Source organism: Sphingobacterium sp. HSC-15S19, assembly GCF_050433745.1.
GTDB classification, from domain to species: Bacteria; Bacteroidota; Bacteroidia; order Sphingobacteriales; family Sphingobacteriaceae; genus Sphingobacterium; species Sphingobacterium siyangense.
In genome coordinates, this window is record NZ_JBNPWQ010000001.1 from 82,684 (window position 1) to 99,327 (window position 16,644).

General features: G+C 40.6%; 13 protein-coding genes. 8 read left to right on the forward strand and 5 right to left on the reverse strand.

The genetic code is table 11. The features are described from left to right. The first annotated feature begins 6 nt into the window (after positions 1-6). From L1283_RS00380 to L1283_RS00395, 4 genes are all read left to right on the forward strand, one after another. Positions 7-1,884 (forward strand): Nramp family divalent metal transporter, encoded by a 1,878-nt coding sequence (locus tag L1283_RS00380; protein WP_088162626.1) that lies wholly within the window; start codon positions 7-9, stop codon positions 1,882-1,884. Positions 1,885-2,004: 120 nt separating this feature from the next. Beyond that, positions 2,005-3,915 carry a class II glutamine amidotransferase gene (locus L1283_RS00385; RefSeq protein ID WP_088162625.1) on the forward strand — a complete coding sequence of 637 codons (1,911 nt, stop codon included), beginning with the start codon at positions 2,005-2,007 and terminating at the stop codon, positions 3,913-3,915. A 131-nt stretch (positions 3,916-4,046) separates the two neighbouring features. Continuing rightward, positions 4,047-5,309 (forward strand): C4-dicarboxylate transporter DctA, encoded by a 1,263-nt coding sequence (gene dctA / locus L1283_RS00390; protein WP_145329722.1) that lies wholly within the window; start codon positions 4,047-4,049, stop codon positions 5,307-5,309. Positions 5,310-5,407: 98 nt separating this feature from the next. After that, entirely contained in the window at positions 5,408-5,518 is a 111-nt protein-coding gene (locus tag L1283_RS00395) for an IS3 family transposase (RefSeq protein WP_083295844.1), read from the forward strand. A gap of 76 nt (positions 5,519-5,594) precedes the next feature. Here the strand turns inward: L1283_RS00395 and lon are convergent, their stop codons facing one another. Continuing rightward, complete coding sequence (gene lon, locus L1283_RS00400; protein WP_088162623.1) at positions 5,595-8,072, reverse strand: endopeptidase La; 2,478 nt, start codon at positions 8,070-8,072, stop codon at positions 5,595-5,597. 342 nt (positions 8,073-8,414) lie between these two features. On the opposite strand from lon, the gene L1283_RS00405 reads away from it, so the two are divergent. Then, entirely contained in the window at positions 8,415-9,071 is a 657-nt protein-coding gene (locus tag L1283_RS00405; RefSeq protein WP_070563675.1) for a tetratricopeptide repeat protein, read from the forward strand. Positions 9,072-9,331: 260 nt separating this feature from the next. Then, complete coding sequence (locus L1283_RS00410; protein WP_429625598.1) at positions 9,332-9,886, forward strand: ferritin; 555 nt, start codon at positions 9,332-9,334, stop codon at positions 9,884-9,886. 98 nt (positions 9,887-9,984) lie between these two features. Here the strand turns inward: L1283_RS00410 and L1283_RS00415 are convergent, their stop codons facing one another. From L1283_RS00415 to gpmI, 4 genes are all read right to left on the reverse strand, one after another. After that, positions 9,985-12,279 (reverse strand): TonB-dependent receptor, encoded by a 2,295-nt coding sequence (locus tag L1283_RS00415; protein ID WP_429625600.1) that lies wholly within the window; start codon positions 12,277-12,279, stop codon positions 9,985-9,987. A 163-nt stretch (positions 12,280-12,442) separates the two neighbouring features. Then, on the reverse strand, positions 12,443-12,757 hold the full coding sequence (locus L1283_RS00420; protein WP_157626199.1) for a hypothetical protein: 315 nt from the start codon (positions 12,755-12,757) through the stop codon (positions 12,443-12,445). A gap of 213 nt (positions 12,758-12,970) precedes the next feature. Further along, complete coding sequence (locus L1283_RS00425) at positions 12,971-13,558, reverse strand: hypothetical protein (RefSeq protein ID WP_429625602.1); 588 nt, start codon at positions 13,556-13,558, stop codon at positions 12,971-12,973. Then, positions 13,539-15,071 (reverse strand): 2,3-bisphosphoglycerate-independent phosphoglycerate mutase, encoded by a 1,533-nt coding sequence (gene gpmI / locus L1283_RS00430; protein ID WP_429625604.1) that lies wholly within the window; start codon positions 15,069-15,071, stop codon positions 13,539-13,541. Before gpmI ends, L1283_RS00425 begins: the two co-directional genes overlap by 20 nt. Positions 15,072-15,244: 173 nt before the next feature. On the opposite strand from gpmI, the gene L1283_RS00435 reads away from it, so the two are divergent. Both L1283_RS00435 and nadC read left to right on the forward strand, forming a co-directional pair. After that, positions 15,245-15,703 carry a DUF4783 domain-containing protein gene (locus tag L1283_RS00435; RefSeq protein ID WP_157698559.1) on the forward strand — a complete coding sequence of 153 codons (459 nt, stop codon included), beginning with the start codon at positions 15,245-15,247 and terminating at the stop codon, positions 15,701-15,703. Positions 15,704-15,780: 77 nt separating this feature from the next. Then, on the forward strand, positions 15,781-16,638 hold the full coding sequence (gene nadC, locus L1283_RS00440; protein ID WP_088162618.1) for a carboxylating nicotinate-nucleotide diphosphorylase: 858 nt from the start codon (positions 15,781-15,783) through the stop codon (positions 16,636-16,638). Positions 16,639-16,644 lie beyond the last annotated feature (6 nt).

A 16,644-nucleotide genomic window follows, 5' to 3' on the forward strand; every position in this document is an offset into this window, starting at 1 on the left:
TACTTTATGCATTACGACGAATCTCATCATAAATCCCTATCTGATATCCATGAAAGTGTAGATGTCAATCAAGGGAAATCCAAATTTAAGAAGATACTTAGTTTCTTTGGTCCGGCTTATCTCATTAGTGTGGGGTATATGGATCCAGGTAACTGGGCTACCGATCTTGCTGGAGGAAGCCAATTTGGCTATACCCTGATTTGGGTGCTGTTGATGAGTAATATCATGGCGCTAGTACTACAGAATCTATGTGCCCGTTTAGGTATTGTACGAGGTAAAGACCTTGCGCAGTGTAACAGGGAAACCTATCCTAAACGGATGAATTTTGTGCTCTATGTACTTGCTGAAATTGCAATTGCAGCCTGCGACCTGGCGGAGGTTTTGGGTATGGCAATCGGTCTTAACCTCCTTTTCGGCATTGATCTGCTCTGGGGGGTAATGATCAGTTTTGCAGATACTTTCTTATTGCTCTATCTTCAGAAGCTAGGGATGCGGAAAATGGAACTTTTTATCATTGGCCTGATTGCGCTTATCGGCATGTGTTTCATGGTAGAAATGTTTTTGGCGAAACCGGATTTTGCCGAGGTGGCCACTGGATTTATACCCAGTATCCCGAATAGTGCCGCACTATATATTGCCATAGGCATTATAGGCGCGACCGTCATGCCGCATAATCTATATTTGCACTCGGCTCTTGTACAGACACGGAAGATTGACCGGAATGAGGTTTCTATTCGAAAATCGCTCAAGTATAACTTTTGGGATAGTGCCATTGCCTTGAACCTGGCCTTTTTGGTAAATGCCGCGATATTGATTCTTGCAGCCTCTGTTTTTCACAAAAACGGTATGCATGACGTTGCCGAACTTGAAGATGCTTATCACCTATTGGGTAACCTTCTTGGAACGGAATGGGCCTCAAAATTATTTGCTGTTGCCTTGATTCTTGCCGGGCAGAGCTCAACGGTGACGGGAACCCTAGCCGGTCAGATTGTGATGGAGGGATACCTTCGATTGCGGATTAGTCCGACTTTGCGAAGGATTATAACCCGGCTTTTGGCGATTATCCCGGCTGTATTGGTGATACTTATTTCGGGTGAAGGTCGCGTTGGACAGCTGCTGATCTTTAGTCAGGTAATCTTGAGTATGCAGCTCGCTTTTGCTGTCATCCCGTTGATCCATTTTGTGAGCGATAAAGTCAAGATGGGTTCTTTTGCCATTAAACCGCTAACAAAAATTGCGGCATGGCTGATAGCGGCCATTATCGCTGTTTTGAATTTTAAATTGGTCTATGACGAAGTGGTCGGCTGGATTGGTGAAGCCGATAATATTGTGGTAACGGTATTATTGGTGATGGGCGCTGTGGGTTTGTTTGCCTTATTGATGGTGACCGTATTATACCCCATTTTACTCAAATCGAAACCAACGGAGCTGGAGGTTCACCCACCATTTGAGGCATTGCATTTTGAACATAAGGGCTCTTTTAAGAAAGTTGTGATCGCGTTGGATTTCTCAAATTCAGATCAGAAAGTAATCCAATATGCTTTACAGCTGTCGCATGACGATACGACCTTTGTCGTTGTACATATTGTTGAGAGTGCATCGGTGAAATATACCGGGGATTCGACGGATGATTACGAATCGCGTCAGGATTTGGAACGACTGAAATTGTATGCTGATTTTCTATTGTCGCAAGGACATCAAACAGCATATGAACTGGGATACAATAACCGGATCAAGAGTATTGCCGAAGTATGTGAAAAATACGGCGCCGATCTACTGGTTGTTGGAAGCCATGGGCACAGTGGTGTGAAGGATTTTGTTTTCGGTGAGACAGTTAACAAGCTGCGCCATGCGGTGAAAGTCCCTGTTTTTATCGCCCAATAGGCCTTAAGGAGCTATTCAAAAGAGCCTCTGTCTATTCACTGTAATTTTATTGCTGAAAAAGTGAGCGGGGCGATCGCTAAGTGCTAAATAATTCTTACTTTTGCGACATCAAATCAAGATATGAGCGACGCTATTAAACACGAGTGCGGAATCGCACTAATTCGCCTGTTAAAACCCTTATCTTATTATCAGGAAAAATATGGTACGCCATTTTATGGCATCAACAAATTGTACCTATTAATGGAAAAACAGCACAACCGTGGACAAGACGGGGCTGGAATTGCAACCATTAAATTTGATGTTAAACCTGGAAATCGTTACATTTCGCGTTACAGAGCAATGGGCTCAACTGCTGTGGCAGACATATTCGAATATGTACAGAAAAAATTTGCTTCTGTTCAGAAAGCATTTCCAGAAGAGTCAAAAGATACGCAATGGTTAAAAGATAACGTAAGTTTTACGGGAGAAGTACTTTTAGGACATTTGCGCTATGGAACGCATGGAAAGAACAGTATCGAAAGCTGTCACCCATTTTTAAGACAAAACAATTGGATGTCTCGTAATTTGGTGGTAGCGGGTAACTTCAACATGACCAATGTGGATGAATTGTTGCAACAATTATATGAGTTGGGACAACATCCAAAGGAAAAAGCAGATACCGTAACCGTTTTGGAAAAAATTGGCCATTTCTTAGATGATGAGAACCAGGATCTTTTCGATCAATTCAAAAAAGAAGGTCATTCTAATATTGAGATCAGCTCGCTGATTGCTAAAAATATTGATGTTACCAAAATATTGAAGCGTTCGGCCAAAACTTGGGATGGCGGTTACACCATCGCAGGTATCTTTGGTCACGGTGATGCTTTTGTTATGCGCGACCCAGCGGGTATCCGTCCGGCGTTTTATTATCAGGATGAGGAGATCCTGGTTGTAGCATCGGAAAGACCGGTTATTCAAACTGCATTCAATATTCCAATTGGTGCTGTGAAGGAAATTAAGCCAGGCCATGCCCTGATCGCTAAAAAAGATGGTACAGTATCCCAAGAGATGTTTAGACAGCCCGTAGAACAACGTTCTTGTTCTTTCGAACGGATTTACTTCTCACGTGGATCGGATGCTGATATCTATCAAGAACGTAAAGAATTAGGAAGATTACTGGTACCTCAGGTATTGGAATCTGTTAAAAATAACATCAAAAATACCGTATTCTCGTTTATTCCAAATACAGCTGAAGTATCTTACTATGGCCTAATGGATGGTATCAATGCCTACGTTCGGGATTTTCAAAAAGATACTTTATTGAATCGTTCAGAAAAAATTTCTGATGAAGAATTGGATGAAATCTTGAGTATTAAACCTCGTTTTGAAAAACTCAACGTGAAGGACGCTAAACTGCGTACGTTCATTACGCAAGATGCGGACCGTACAGACATGGTACAGCACGTATACGATACAACTTACGGTATTGTAAAAGATCACGAAGATACGATTGTTGCCATTGATGACTCGATTGTAAGGGGAACAACATTGAAACAAAGTATTTTAACGATCCTGGATCGTTTGAATCCTAAAAAAATCGTGATTGTTTCATCTGCGCCTCAGATTCGTTACCCAGATTGTTATGGTATCGATATGTCACGTATGGGTGAATTTGTCGCATTCGAAGCCGCAATTAATCTCCTAAAACAACGTGGTATGGCACATATTATCGATGAAGTTTATCAAAAATGTGTATTATCAATGACTCAGGACGTTAATGATATCGATAATTATGTCAAAGCGATCTATGCACCTTTTACTGATGAAGAGATTTCGGAAGAAATTGCTCGTATCGTAAGACCTCACCACCTGAAAGCAGAGCTTGAAGTAATTTACCAAACTTTGGATAATTTACACAAAGCTTGTCCAGACCATAAGGGTGATTGGTATTTCTCCGGTGATTACCCAACACCTGGTGGAAACAAGGTTGTCAATAAAGCTTATATGAACTGGATTGAAGGAAAGAATGTAAGAGCATATTTCAGCAGCTAAGTTCAAAATTATAATAGGAAGGGATGCATTTATGCATCCCTTTTTTTTTATATTCGTACCAATTAATTTCAATATCCTAAATTAAAAAACCGATTAAAGCAAGGGAATTGCTGTCCGTAAATAAATCTATCATGAAGCATATTTTTAAGAGCCTCTATTTTCAAGTCATCGTGGGTATACTTGTGGGGATCATCTGTGGTATCTATTACCCCGATTTTGCTGTTAAGCTAAAACCATTAGGAGATGCTTTTATTAAACTGATCAAGATGGTTATTGCGCCATTGATTTTTAGCTCCATTGTGATCGGGATAGCGGGAATGCAGGATACGAAAAAAGTGGGGAAAATCGGTTTAACTTCCATTATCTATTTCGAGATCATGACAACGATTGCCCTGATTATCGGTCTGGTCTTTGTTAATTGGATACAGCCGGGTACCGGGATGAACGCCGATCCAGCGAGTCTTGATGTATCTTCGGTATCCCATTATATTTCAGAATCCAAAGAGCCACATAGTTTTATGGATTTTATCATCGGGATCATTCCAGGTAATGTGATTGCTGCGGTAGCGTCTGACAATATGTTGCAGGTGCTCGTTTTTGCAGTGCTATTTGGGATCGGTATGACAAAAATAGGGCAGAAAGCTTCCGAGCCTGTGCTCAATGTATTGCAATCTTTTCTGAAGGTTCTCTTCTCCATTATCAAAATGATCATGTACCTGGCTCCAATCGGGGCAATGGGAGCAATGGGTTTTACGATCGGTAAGTTTGGAATCCAGGCCTTATCTAAACTCGGTATGCTGATGTTGAGCTTCTACCTGACCTGTTTTATCTTCGTGATCATCGTGATTGGGGCCGTATTGTATTTTTATCTCAAGGTGAATGTTTTTAAGTTTTTAAAATATATCAAAGAAGAGATTTTAATCGTTTTGGGGACTTCCTCTTCTGAGTCGGCTTTGCCGGGGATTATGCAGAAGATGGAAGATGCGGGCTGTGCCAAACCTGTTGTGGGCTTAGTTATCCCCACGGGCTATTCTTTCAATCTCGATGGGACAAGTATCTATCTGACTATGGCAGCGGTCTTTATTTCGCAGGCCCTCAATATGCATCTCAGCCTGGAGCAGGAAATTACCTTATTGTTGGTATTGCTATTGACCTCCAAAGGTGCTGCAGGCGTAACAGGAAGCGGTTTCGTTACCCTTGCTGCGACTTTACCTGTAGTAGGCCATGTACCGGTAGAATCTGTCGCTTTGATCTTTGGTGTGGATCGTTTTATGAGTGAAGCAAGGGCGATAACCAATTTGATCGGAAATTCAGCGGCAACGCTGGTGATTTCAAAATATGAAGATAGTTTGGACGAGGAGCTCCTACATGAAAAGTTAGGTTCTAAACGATGATTTCTGCAATCAAAAGCTATGATAAAAGAAGCTTGGCTCCAACAAAGAATTGTTTGAAAAGTCAGCTCAAACCGTTTAAGAATAGCTGATAAGGTTCTGTGAGCGAAATAGAAGATTATATCTCCTATTACAATAATCAACGGATAAAACTAAATTTAAATGGAATGAGCCCGACAGAATATCGAGCTCATTATTACAAATCTAATTAACTAAATTTGTCCAATCTTTTGGGGGCAGTCCAAATTTTGAATAGCCCCTTTCTATTCAAAACCTTTCAGGTATCTGTTAATTCTCTTTTTTTGTATTTTCTATATCTTGAGCCAGATCGATGGCACCAGTTACTTTTTCTTCCAATAGCGCGAGTTTGATCACCTGCGACATTTCAGTCACATAGTGGAATTGCATGTCTTTGATATAATCTTCCTTGATTTCCAAGATGTCTTTTTCATTGGATTTACAAAGGATAATATCTTTGATGTTCGCACGTTTTGCGGCAAGGATTTTCTCCTTAATACCGCCAACAGGTAATACTTTTCCACGTAAGGTAATTTCACCTGTCATAGCTAATTTCTCCTTCACTTTACGTTGGGTAAATAGCGATGTCAGTGCTGTGAGCATTGTTATACCAGCTGAAGGGCCATCTTTTGGGATAGCACCCGCAGGAACGTGGATATGGATGTCCCAATGGTCGAAAACGCGGTAGTTAATGCCGAAATCCGAAGCGTGGGCTTTCAGGTAGGCTAGTGCAATCGACGCAGATTCTTTCATGACATCACCCAAATTACCTGTCAGGCTTAAACGTCCTTTTCCTGGGCTCAGCGAAGATTCTATAAATAAGATATCGCCACCTACGGAAGTCCAGGCTAAGCCCGTCACGACACCGGCAACATTGTTATTTTCGTAGATGTCCTTATCAAATATTGGAGCGCCTAGGATATCGAGCAGATCTTGTTCGTTAATACTCGGACTGTAATCCTTTTCCATGACAATGCGTGTTGCGATACCACGTACGACAGAGCCGATCTTTTTTTCTAATCCACGCACACCAGATTCGCGTGTGTAATCCTCGATAATCTGTTCGATGATCTTAGCTTTTAACGAGACATCTTTGGATGCCATTCCATGCATTTCGCGTTGTTTTGGCAAAAGGTGCTTTTTCGCGATTTCGATTTTCTCCTCGATGGTATAACCATTCACTTCGATAATTTCCATCCGATCCAATAACGCAGGTTGAATAGAACTCAAGGAATTGGCTGTCGCAATAAACATCACTTTGGAAAGGTCAAACTCCATTTCGACATAGTGATCATAGAAATGTGTGTTTTGTTCCGGATCTAATACTTCCAATAAGGCCGACGAAGGATCTCCTTTGAAGTCCGCGCTCATTTTATCGATTTCGTCCAAAATAAAAACCGGATTTGCTGCTCCTGCTTTTTTCAGGGACTGGATGATACGGCCCGGCATTGCGCCGATATAGGTTTTGCGGTGTCCTCTGATTTCTGCTTCATCGCGCACACCACCCAAGGCCATACGGGTATATTTACGCCCCAATGCTTTGGCAATAGATCTTCCCAAAGAGGTTTTACCGACTCCCGGAGGGCCTACTAAACAAAGAATAGGTGCTTTCATATCATTTTTTAATTTCAATACCGCAAGGTATTCAATGATACGTTTTTTTACTTTCTCAAGTCCATAATGATCTTTATCGAGCACTTTTTGTGCTTTGTTTAAATCAAAATTGTCTTTTGTTGTTTCATTCCAGGGTAGATCAAGTAGTAGCTCAAGGTAATTGAGCTGTACCGAATAATCTGCAGCCGCAGGATTGATACGCGATAGCTTTTCGAGTTCTTTTGTGAAATGTTTTTCTACATCAACATTCCATTTCTTTTTCTTACCCCGTTTTTTAAGCTCTTCCAGCTCAAGATCGGGGGTGTTTCCACCCAGCTCTTCCTGGATTGTTTTGAGCTGTTGGTTCAAGAAATAATCACGTTGTTGCTTGTCAAGGTCGACACGTACTTTATTCTGGATCTGGTGCTTTAGTTCCAGCATCTGGATTTCTGTTGTCAGGAGCTCCAATAAAAGTTTGGCACGATTCTCTACTTTAGGTATTTGAAGTAGTTCCTGTTTTCTGACCATTTCGACATTGATATTCGACGAAATAAAGTTGATCAGAAACGAAGGGCTTTCAATATTTTTAATCGCGATACCAGCTTCACTAGGTAAGTTTGGCGAAAGTTGGATGATCTGCAGCGCCATTTCTTTTAAGGTAGAAATTGTCGCTTTAAAGTGCTTGGTCATCTTCGGCTTCGCTTCATTGAATTTCTCCACACGTGCCTTTAAATAAGGTTCAGTATCGACAATTTCCAACAAGTTGAACCGTTGTTTTCCCTGGATGATGACGGTGGTATTACCATCAGGCATTTGGAGGACTTTAATGATATGAGCTACGGTGCCCACTTTATTTAGTTCTTCAAACCCTGGATCCTCTACAGTCATGTCCTTTTGAGAAACAACACCGATGGTTTTGCTGCCTTTATAGGCTTCTTTGACCAGTTTGATGGATTTATCTCGACCTACGGTAATCGGAATGACAACACCGGGAAATAATACGGTATTACGCAAAGGCAAAATAGACAATGCTTCTGGAATTTCAGCATTCGCCATATTATCTTCATCCTCTTGTGTAAGTAAGGGGAAGAATTCGGTATCCTCTGCAACGATTGGAATTGCTTGACTGAAATCAAAAGTTTCGAATTTGCTCATAGTATTTATTTTGTGTATTTGGCAGTCGCTGACATGTTGACGGCTGACTTTCAAATTTTAAGCTTCTATTATTGTTTCCCCTATATTGCAAGGGAAGTGCCAATTGCTAAAAGTGAGCAAAATTACAAATCTATTTTCTAGAATAGGAAAAAAAGGCAGGTTAAATAAAATTTATCTGCCATTTGTTGGAGAAATAGGCATAATAATTGTAATATTGGAATGTGAAAGGGCACCGATGGCAGTTCTTGCGTTTAAAGAAATCAATCGGATGCTTTTTTACAGATGTAGAAACGATCACAAGTGATCATTAAAGAGTGAATATAAAAACGTAACTATTTAGATATGAATTTAAAATCATTTAAATTGGGTTTGTTTACTGGGGTTTTTGCCTTAGTTGCTTTTAGCGCGAATGCACAACAACCAAAACAGGCTGAGCATAGCAACGCTAATGTGAGAATGGGGCAGAAAGCTCTTTTGGATGGTGATTTCAAGAATGCAGAGTCATACTTGACTAAAGCCCTCCCTCAAGAAGGGAAAGATCCGGACGTATTATATATGTTGGGATATTCTCAATTTCAAAATGGTGACTATAAAAAATCAGCTGAAACTTTTGGAAAAGTAGTTGCATTGAACGGTAAAAATGCAAATGCTTTATACTTCAAAGCGAAAGCAACAAACAATCTTGCTACTCAAGCCACAAATAAGACATCTGTTGCTAACAAAGAGCAGTTGTTGAAAGTTGCTATTGAGGATTATTCAAAAGCAATTGCCATTACGCCGACTGATTCGAAATTCTATCAAAATAGAGCGATCGCTAATCGCGATTTAGGTATCTTGATCGGAACGGAGGGTACGCCTAACTACAATAAGGCAATGGCAACTGACGCTTATAACAATGCAATCAAGGATTACGAAAAAGTGTTGAGCTTTGATGCATCGAAAAAAGATATCCAAACAGAAATCAAAAAAGCGAAAGTATATAGAGATAACTTGAAATAGTATCGCTATAAAAGCATAGAAAAAGGGAATGCCAATGGTATTCCCTTTTTCTATGCTTATTAATTTTGTACCTATTGATTTTATAACTATTGATTTGTGCCGGTTGAAATGTACTTGTTGGAATGTAACGGTTGGAATATGCCTGTCACAAATGAGGTCCAGTTTCATTTAAAGGGGCGAATTTTCGACAGTTTTTCCTCGATAAATTTCAAACGAAATAAGCACTGAAACTGTTCTTTTCCTAAATCAAAATGAATATTATGGAAACGAATCGATTGTCAAAGGAAATGCAGGAAATTTTAATCAGTCAGATGACAAAAGAAGCTGAGGCTGCACAGATTTATTTGGCGTTGGGGGTATGGGCAGATGATCAGGGTTATGGCGGAATCGCCAATTTTCTGTATAGACATGCCCAGGAAGAGCGAAATCACATGACTAAAATTATGGGTTATATTCTGGAAAGAGGTGGACGCCCCAGAATACAGGCTATTGCAGAGCAGCCAGCGGACCCGCAATCGCTGACCGAATGCTTTAATCGCGTTTTTAAACATGAAGTAGATAATACCGAAGCGATCTATAACATTGTCAATTTAGCGATGGCCGAGAAGGACTGGGCAACATGGAACTTTGCACAGTGGTTTGTCAAGGAACAGATTGAAGAAGAGAAATTGGCCCTGGAATTGATGGATAAACTGAAGATTGCCGGTGGTGACCGAGCTTCAGATGAATCCTTGTTTGCGTTGGATTCCTCCCTGGAAGCCATGCCCGACGAAGTAGCCTTGGCAAGGGAAGCGACAGCAGATGACCCCAAATAAGTATAAAATAAAAAAGCGGGATCTTCAAGATCCCGCTTTTCTATTTTGCCATGTACTAATCTTAATCGATCTCACGATCATTTATTATCAGGCTTAATTTACTTTATGCTCAATGGCAGATACACACCGAAGGTGATGTTTCTACCCATATTGTAGACACCAAAGCTCGTGTCTTCCTGTGAAAGACGTCCTGGGCGCAATCGGCTCAACGCATCGTAATAACGTTTGTTGGTCAAGTTTGAAGCTGCTGCAAATACTTTCAGTTGCTGCGATCCGAGATGTAATGTCGTACCGATTCCTGCGTTCAATAAAGTATACGAGTTTGCTGGCGTTTCGAAGGTTTCATCAATGCGGCTCTGTTTGAAATAATTGTCTAGCCCCACAGAAACGTAGAAAGCATTCAAACCGCTAATCTTGGGCTCAAGACGCAATGTATTGTGTAAAACACCAGCTGGAATCAATGGCAAGGGTCTGTTAAAGGTATTGTTCTGTGCATGGGTATAGCTAAATGTATTATCCAGGTGTATCCAGTTTAACAAATGAAAATTCAGGCTTCCTTCGACACCGTAAAGATTGGCGTTTACCTGGCCATAGCGATATACGTCGTAGGTATGAGAATCGCCATCTTCACCCACAACGGTTTTCGTGTCGCCTTTTGTTGTTGAGGCATAGATAAAATTGTGGATATAGTTTTCATAGATTCCGATACTTCCTGTAACGATGCTATGTCCAAATTCGAGGGTTGCATCCGCTTGGTAACTTCGTTCAGGTTTCAGGTTTTCATTACCCACTTCATAGCGGTACGTTCCTTCGTGTACACCGTTGGAACCTAATTCTGCCGGATTAGGAGCTCTAAAAGCTGAACCGGCATTTGCTTTAAAATTGAGGTCTTCGCTGAAAATATGGGTATATCCAAGTGCTCCACTAACATTGCTGAAACTATTTTTAAAACCAGCGAACTGCTCTTCGTCTTCAATAAAGAGTTGCTTGCCTTTGTTATTGACGTAGTCATAGCGTAATCCGACGTTAAAGGTATTTTCGCCCCAGGTTTTCTTCGCATAGCCAAAAGCGCCCAATTCCAACTGATCATAGGCCGGAATTAAGAATTCAACACCTTTATTTAAGCTGTGTTCCTGGCTAGCACTAATACCAAAGACATGTTGCCAGCCATTTTTTTCACTTAACGAATATTTTGCGTCAAGTGAATACGTATTCAGGTCAAAGAATAAAGAAGGCGTTGCTTCTTCGAGCTCCCGACGTTGATTTTTTTGATAGCCCAGATCTAGTTTTAAACTACCGGAACCGATGACAAAGTTATTGTTGAGGGCCAGTTTGTAATGGCGGATGTCCTGCTTGGGGAAATCCAAAGTACGGCTTTTTGAGTTTATGTAAAGCGGGTCACCAGGTTCGGCGTCGTAAAAGCCGATATTATTTTTCAGGTATGAAAAATTCAGATGAGAGTAGCCCCATTGCTTGTTTAGCCCGAGCATACCACTGAAATTACTGGTATTAAAACCACTATTGCCATATCGGCCTGCGGGCGTATTATAAGAATAGGCGTTTTGATAAGAACCACGCCCACGCCATACGAAGCCATTTTCATTACCGGTAAGCATAACCGAACTATTGGTTAGTCCGTTATTGGTGGAGTAGCTGCTCAATACTTCACCTTTAATTTGCCCAGCTGTAGGAACATTTGGTTCAAGCACATTGATTACACCGCCAATAGCATCAGATCCGTACATCAAAGAGGCTGCACCACGTAGGACCTCCACACGATCCGGTTGATTTTGGTCGATTTCAATACCATGTTCGTCTCCCCATTGCTGTCCCATCTGTTTAACACCATCACTTACCGTAACGACACGATTATAACCGAGACCTCGTATAACAGGTTTTGAAATACCTTGTCCCGTTGTGATGTGGCTTAGTCCGGGAACTTGTCGGGAAAGAGCATCAATAAGATTCGTTGCATTTCCCTGCAGTTCATCTTTGGAGATTACAGCAACCGAGGTACTGTTGCGCCGGCTCTGTGACGTGACCAATGTACCTGTAACGACGACTTCATTGGTTTCAATAATACTTTCGGTTAGGGCGAAATCAAGGGAAAGATTTTCTGAAGTTAAATCGACGGTCTTGACAACGGACTGATAGCCCAAGAAACGGACCTCAACCAGGTAGCGTCCACTTGAAGGAAGTGATTTAAAGCTATACTGACCTTGTTGGTCTGATGCAGTGCTCGAACGAAGCTGTTGCAGAGATATTGTAGCACCGGCAATGGGAAGATTTGTTTTTGCATCCGTTACTTTACCGCTGATTGTTGCGGCAAGGGCCGGAAATATGGAGAAATAGGAGACAAGCATAAAAATGCAGCCTATAATTTTAAGTTTCATTTGTACGAATAATTTTTACGTATATATAACATCAAGGATAACAGCAGCCCAATAACTCATCGTATGAATTCTTGAGATTGTCGAGTCCTAAAAACTTTTATGAAGTTGTTTGTCGCAATAATGAGAAGAATATAGGAGTGACATTATTGGACTTATGTAAAAATTAAGCGATGGGGGGACCACGGTTACCAGAAAGCAGTGATCGAATAATTTGATCTCCCGTGATAAACAGGCCAAATTCAACTTGCTGTGTCGGGAGTATTAATTCGCGTAGCGTAAAATGAAAAACAATTTGTGGATGTGAATTTTGGTCACAGATGGAACACTTCGGATGGTCTGCATGGTGTTTTTTTGCAGGACTGTCTACGATACTGAGTGCAGTTTGCGGATGCGCATGGGTATACACAATGAACTGACCAATTAAGAAGGTCATTAAGAGCATGAATGCTGCGAATTTGTTCAATGAGATATCTTTCACGCTGAAATCACTACGTTTAAACCCATTTATCCGTTGAGTTATTTTGTTAATCTGGTCAAAGATAAGGAAAATAAAATATAAAGCAATTGTGTTGCATTTATTATTGTTGTGACACTGTATAAATGTCCGCTTAAAAGATAAATTGAATTTGCAGAAAAGCCCTCAAAAATGGATGCTATTCTTGAGGGCTGTGTATGGTGCTGATCAGGCGGTCTATTTTTTGGAAGGAATAAACTTGCCTTCAATTTCGTATTGATTGGCATCCAAGCCTTGGACATCTTGCAGTTTGACAATTCGATACAGCGAGTCGCTGTAATAGTCTAATTTTTCTTGACTATCGTATAAGGTATTTGTTATCGTTTTATCGATATGGATGTGTTTTACCTTTTCGTTTTTGTCAAACTCGATGCGTAGTTTCTGTATCTGTAGTTCTTTCTTTTTAGCTGTAAATTCTGTCACACAGTCTATTGCTTTGACTTCATAGAGTGATGGATCGAAGTTTTTGCTGATATCGGCAGCTTGAAAAGCGGAGAGTTCATTTTTCCAGCTGCCAATTTTTAGTTCGCGTTGCTCTTTCTCACCGTCTTTGCTGACAGATTTCAGAACTGCGGGATTGAGCTGCTGCAAGCGATTGACTTCGGCATTAAAAAACGAATCGACAGAAAATATAGCTGTAGATTTTTGTGTTTTTTTTGTTGCGGATGGAGATCCACAGCTCCAAAAAAGCAGAGCACTGCCCATAAGAAGGGAAAGTGCTCTGCCGCTATTTTTAAGTAAATTATTATTCTGATACCAATACATTTCCTGTCATTTCAACGGGGATATTGACGCCTAAAAGTTGTAAGACGGTTGGGGCAATATCACCTAATTTACCATCTGCTATTTTCTTATACTGATCGTCAATTAAGATACACGGAACCAAATTGGTTGTGTGTGCCGTATTTGGTGATCCATCTTCATTGACCATAAACTCGGAGTTACCATGATCGGCCAAAATAATAAAGGAGTAACCATTTTTAAGGCCTGTTTCAACAACCGTTTTTGTACATTGATCAACAGTTTCTACCGCTTTTATGACAGCGTCAAAAACACCTGTGTGACCTACCATGTCTGGGTTTGCAAAATTCAGACAGATAAAATCTGGTTGAAGGGTCTCCATATCGTTGACGATAGCTTCTGTAATTCCTTTGGCAGACATCTCCGGTTGAAGATCGTAAGTCGCTACTTTGGGAGATGGAACCAACAAGCGGTTTTCACCTTCAAACTGTTGTTCACGACCTCCTGAAAAGAAAAATGTCACGTGCGGATATTTCTCTGTTTCGGCAATACGCGTTTGTGTTTTATGGTTTGCTTCTAACACTTCACCCAAAGTATTGGTCAAGTTATCTTTTTGGAAAACGACTCTGACATTTTGGAATGTTTCATCGTAAGATGTCATTGTCACATAATATAGATCTAATGGTTGTAGATCATATTCTGGAAATGCCTTTTGTGTCAACGCAATTGTAATCTCGCGGCCACGATCTGTTCTGAAGTTGTAACAGAATACAACATCACCTTCTTGGATTGTTGCCACTGGCGCACCATTTGAGTCTACCAATGCAATTGGTTTTACAAATTCATCGGTTACACCTTCGTCGTATGATTTTTGGATCGATGCAACAAGGTCACTGGATTTTTCACCTTCCGCTTTTACTAAAAGATCGTAGGCTAATTTTACACGTTCCCATCTGTTATCGCGGTCCATCGCATAATATCGACCGATTGCAGAGGCAAAAGTACCTGTTGTCGTCTTTAAATAGTCTTGTAGGTCCTTAACATAACCAATGCCGGAGTTTGGATCCGTATCACGGCCATCTAAAAATGCATGTATAAAAACTTGGTCACTTGTCAAGCCGGCCTGTTTTGCAGCATCACATAAGCCTTTTAAGTGCTTTGTATGTGCGTGTACACCACCATCGGAAAGTAATCCGATTAAATGTACCTTTTTGTTATTTTCCAATGCATATTTAAATGCGTCTTGAATGATAGGATCCGTATTGAATACGCCGTCGTTGACAGCTTTGTGAATACGACCCAATTCTTGATAGACGATTCTTCCGGCGCCAAGATTCATGTGACCAACCTCCGAGTTTCCCATCTGTCCAGCAGGTAAGCCGACAGCTTCACCCGAAGCCTCTAAGCTTGAGTTTGGATAAGCTTCTAATAAATGATCTAAAAATGGGGTGTTTGCAGCTTCAACTGCATTTGATTTATCATGTTTTCCATATCCTAGTCCGTCTAGGATCATGAGTGCAACTTTTTTCTTATTCATCGTATAACAAAGATAATCTTAATTTTAGAATCTATCAACGCATCTTAAAAAGTTCCCTTGTTAATCCCTAATAATTTTATAGGTTTGTGGCATAATTTATGTTTGGTTAAAAAGCAGAACTACCTAATGATTGATATGGATGATAGAAGCTGTTCTATAATATGTTGAGCTATATGAAATTTTTAAGCTATTGCGCATTTATACTTATTAATAGTCTTTTTGTACACACTGCGGCCTTCGGGCATTATTTAAGAGAAGTAAATACAGTGGTAAAGGTAGCTTTGCCAGGTGATGATGATTCTTTAGGAAGTATTTCAGAGGAACTGAAATCGTATTTGAAAGAAGGTAATGCAAAAAATATGGCCAAGTATTTCGGCTCAAACTTAACCTTATCTATTTTGGGGGAGAATGGCGTCTACACAAAGTATCAGTCAGAAATCATGTTGGCGGCATTTTTTAATCAGCATAAACCCAAGACTGTTAAATTGACGCAAGCCAGCAATGCGAACAATGGCTATCAATATTTTACATTTACATTAGCTACAGAACAAACAAACTATCGTGTCTTTATTAAGATCGGCGTAGGAAATAATAACCATTCGATTGAAGAGCTAAGAATCGACAAAAATTAAAGCTAGCGATGCTTTTTTTATAAATCTATTTTTCGATTAAAAAATTATTCCACATCTTAGCCCAATAAATAGTATTTATGGAGAAGGAAATCAAGGACTATCTGGCCCAGTTTGTAAAACAGGCTGTCGCGGAGGATTTGGGCGATGGTGATCATACCTCACTTTCTACGATTGAGGCTGGGGCGCAAGGTGAAGCCAAATTGATTGTTAAGGATAACGGTATTTTAGCAGGGGTCGAAGTGGCGCAGGCGATTATTGCCTATATTGACGATACGTTGACCTGCGAGGTGTTTATCCACGATGGAAGTCAGGTTAAAGTAGGTGATATTGCTTTTTATGTGAGGGGAAATATCCAAAGTATTTTGCTGGCAGAGCGTTTGGTGCTGAATGTCATGCAGCGTATGAGCGGCATTGCGACAACTACCCGAAAATATGTAGACCTTCTAAAAGGTACGGATACGAAAGTTTTGGATACACGGAAAACCACACCCTTATTGCGTGTATTGGAGAAAGAGGCCGTTCGTATAGGAGGTGGGACCAATCATCGTTTTGGTCTTTTTGATATGATTTTAATTAAGGACAATCATGTGGACTATAGTGGCGGTATTGTACCGGCTCTAAAGCGCGCAAATGATTACAGAAAGACCCTAAATAAACCAATAGAAATAGAAATTGAAGTCCGAAATTTTGCGGAGCTTGATGAAGTTCTTAACTTTGGCGAAGTGGACCGAATCATGTTAGATAATTTTTCGCCGCAGGATGTAGCCAAAGCTGTTCAGCTAATTGACCATCGATTTAAGACAGAGGCCTCTGGGGGAATAACTTTCGACACGATCCGATCGTATGCGGAGGCTGGGGTAGATTATATTTCAGTAGGTGCTTTGACACACAGTGTAAGGAGCCTGGATCTTAGTCTGAAGGCCAAATTAATATAAGAACTG

Bases quoted from the DNA above. Each gene is read 5' to 3' on its own strand.
- L1283_RS00380 (WP_088162626.1), top strand. From the start codon at position 7: ATGCATTACGACGAATCTCATCATAAATCCCTATCTGATATCCATGAA.
- L1283_RS00385 (WP_088162625.1), top strand. From the start codon at position 2,005: ATGAGCGACGCTATTAAACACGAGTGCGGAATCGCACTAATTCGCCTG.
- dctA (WP_145329722.1), top strand. From the start codon at position 4,047: ATGAAGCATATTTTTAAGAGCCTCTATTTTCAAGTCATCGTGGGTATA.
- lon (WP_088162623.1), bottom strand. From the start codon at position 8,072: ATGAGCAAATTCGAAACTTTTGATTTCAGTCAAGCAATTCCAATCGTT.
- L1283_RS00405 (WP_070563675.1), top strand. From the start codon at position 8,415: ATGAATTTAAAATCATTTAAATTGGGTTTGTTTACTGGGGTTTTTGCC.
- L1283_RS00410 (WP_429625598.1), top strand. From the start codon at position 9,332: ATGGAAACGAATCGATTGTCAAAGGAAATGCAGGAAATTTTAATCAGT.
- L1283_RS00415 (WP_429625600.1), bottom strand. From the start codon at position 12,279: ATGAAACTTAAAATTATAGGCTGCATTTTTATGCTTGTCTCCTATTTC.
- L1283_RS00425 (WP_429625602.1), bottom strand. From the start codon at position 13,558: ATGTATTGGTATCAGAATAATAATTTACTTAAAAATAGCGGCAGAGCA.
- gpmI (WP_429625604.1), bottom strand. From the start codon at position 15,071: ATGAATAAGAAAAAAGTTGCACTCATGATCCTAGACGGACTAGGATAT.
- L1283_RS00435 (WP_157698559.1), top strand. From the start codon at position 15,245: ATGAAATTTTTAAGCTATTGCGCATTTATACTTATTAATAGTCTTTTT.
- nadC (WP_088162618.1), top strand. From the start codon at position 15,781: ATGGAGAAGGAAATCAAGGACTATCTGGCCCAGTTTGTAAAACAGGCT.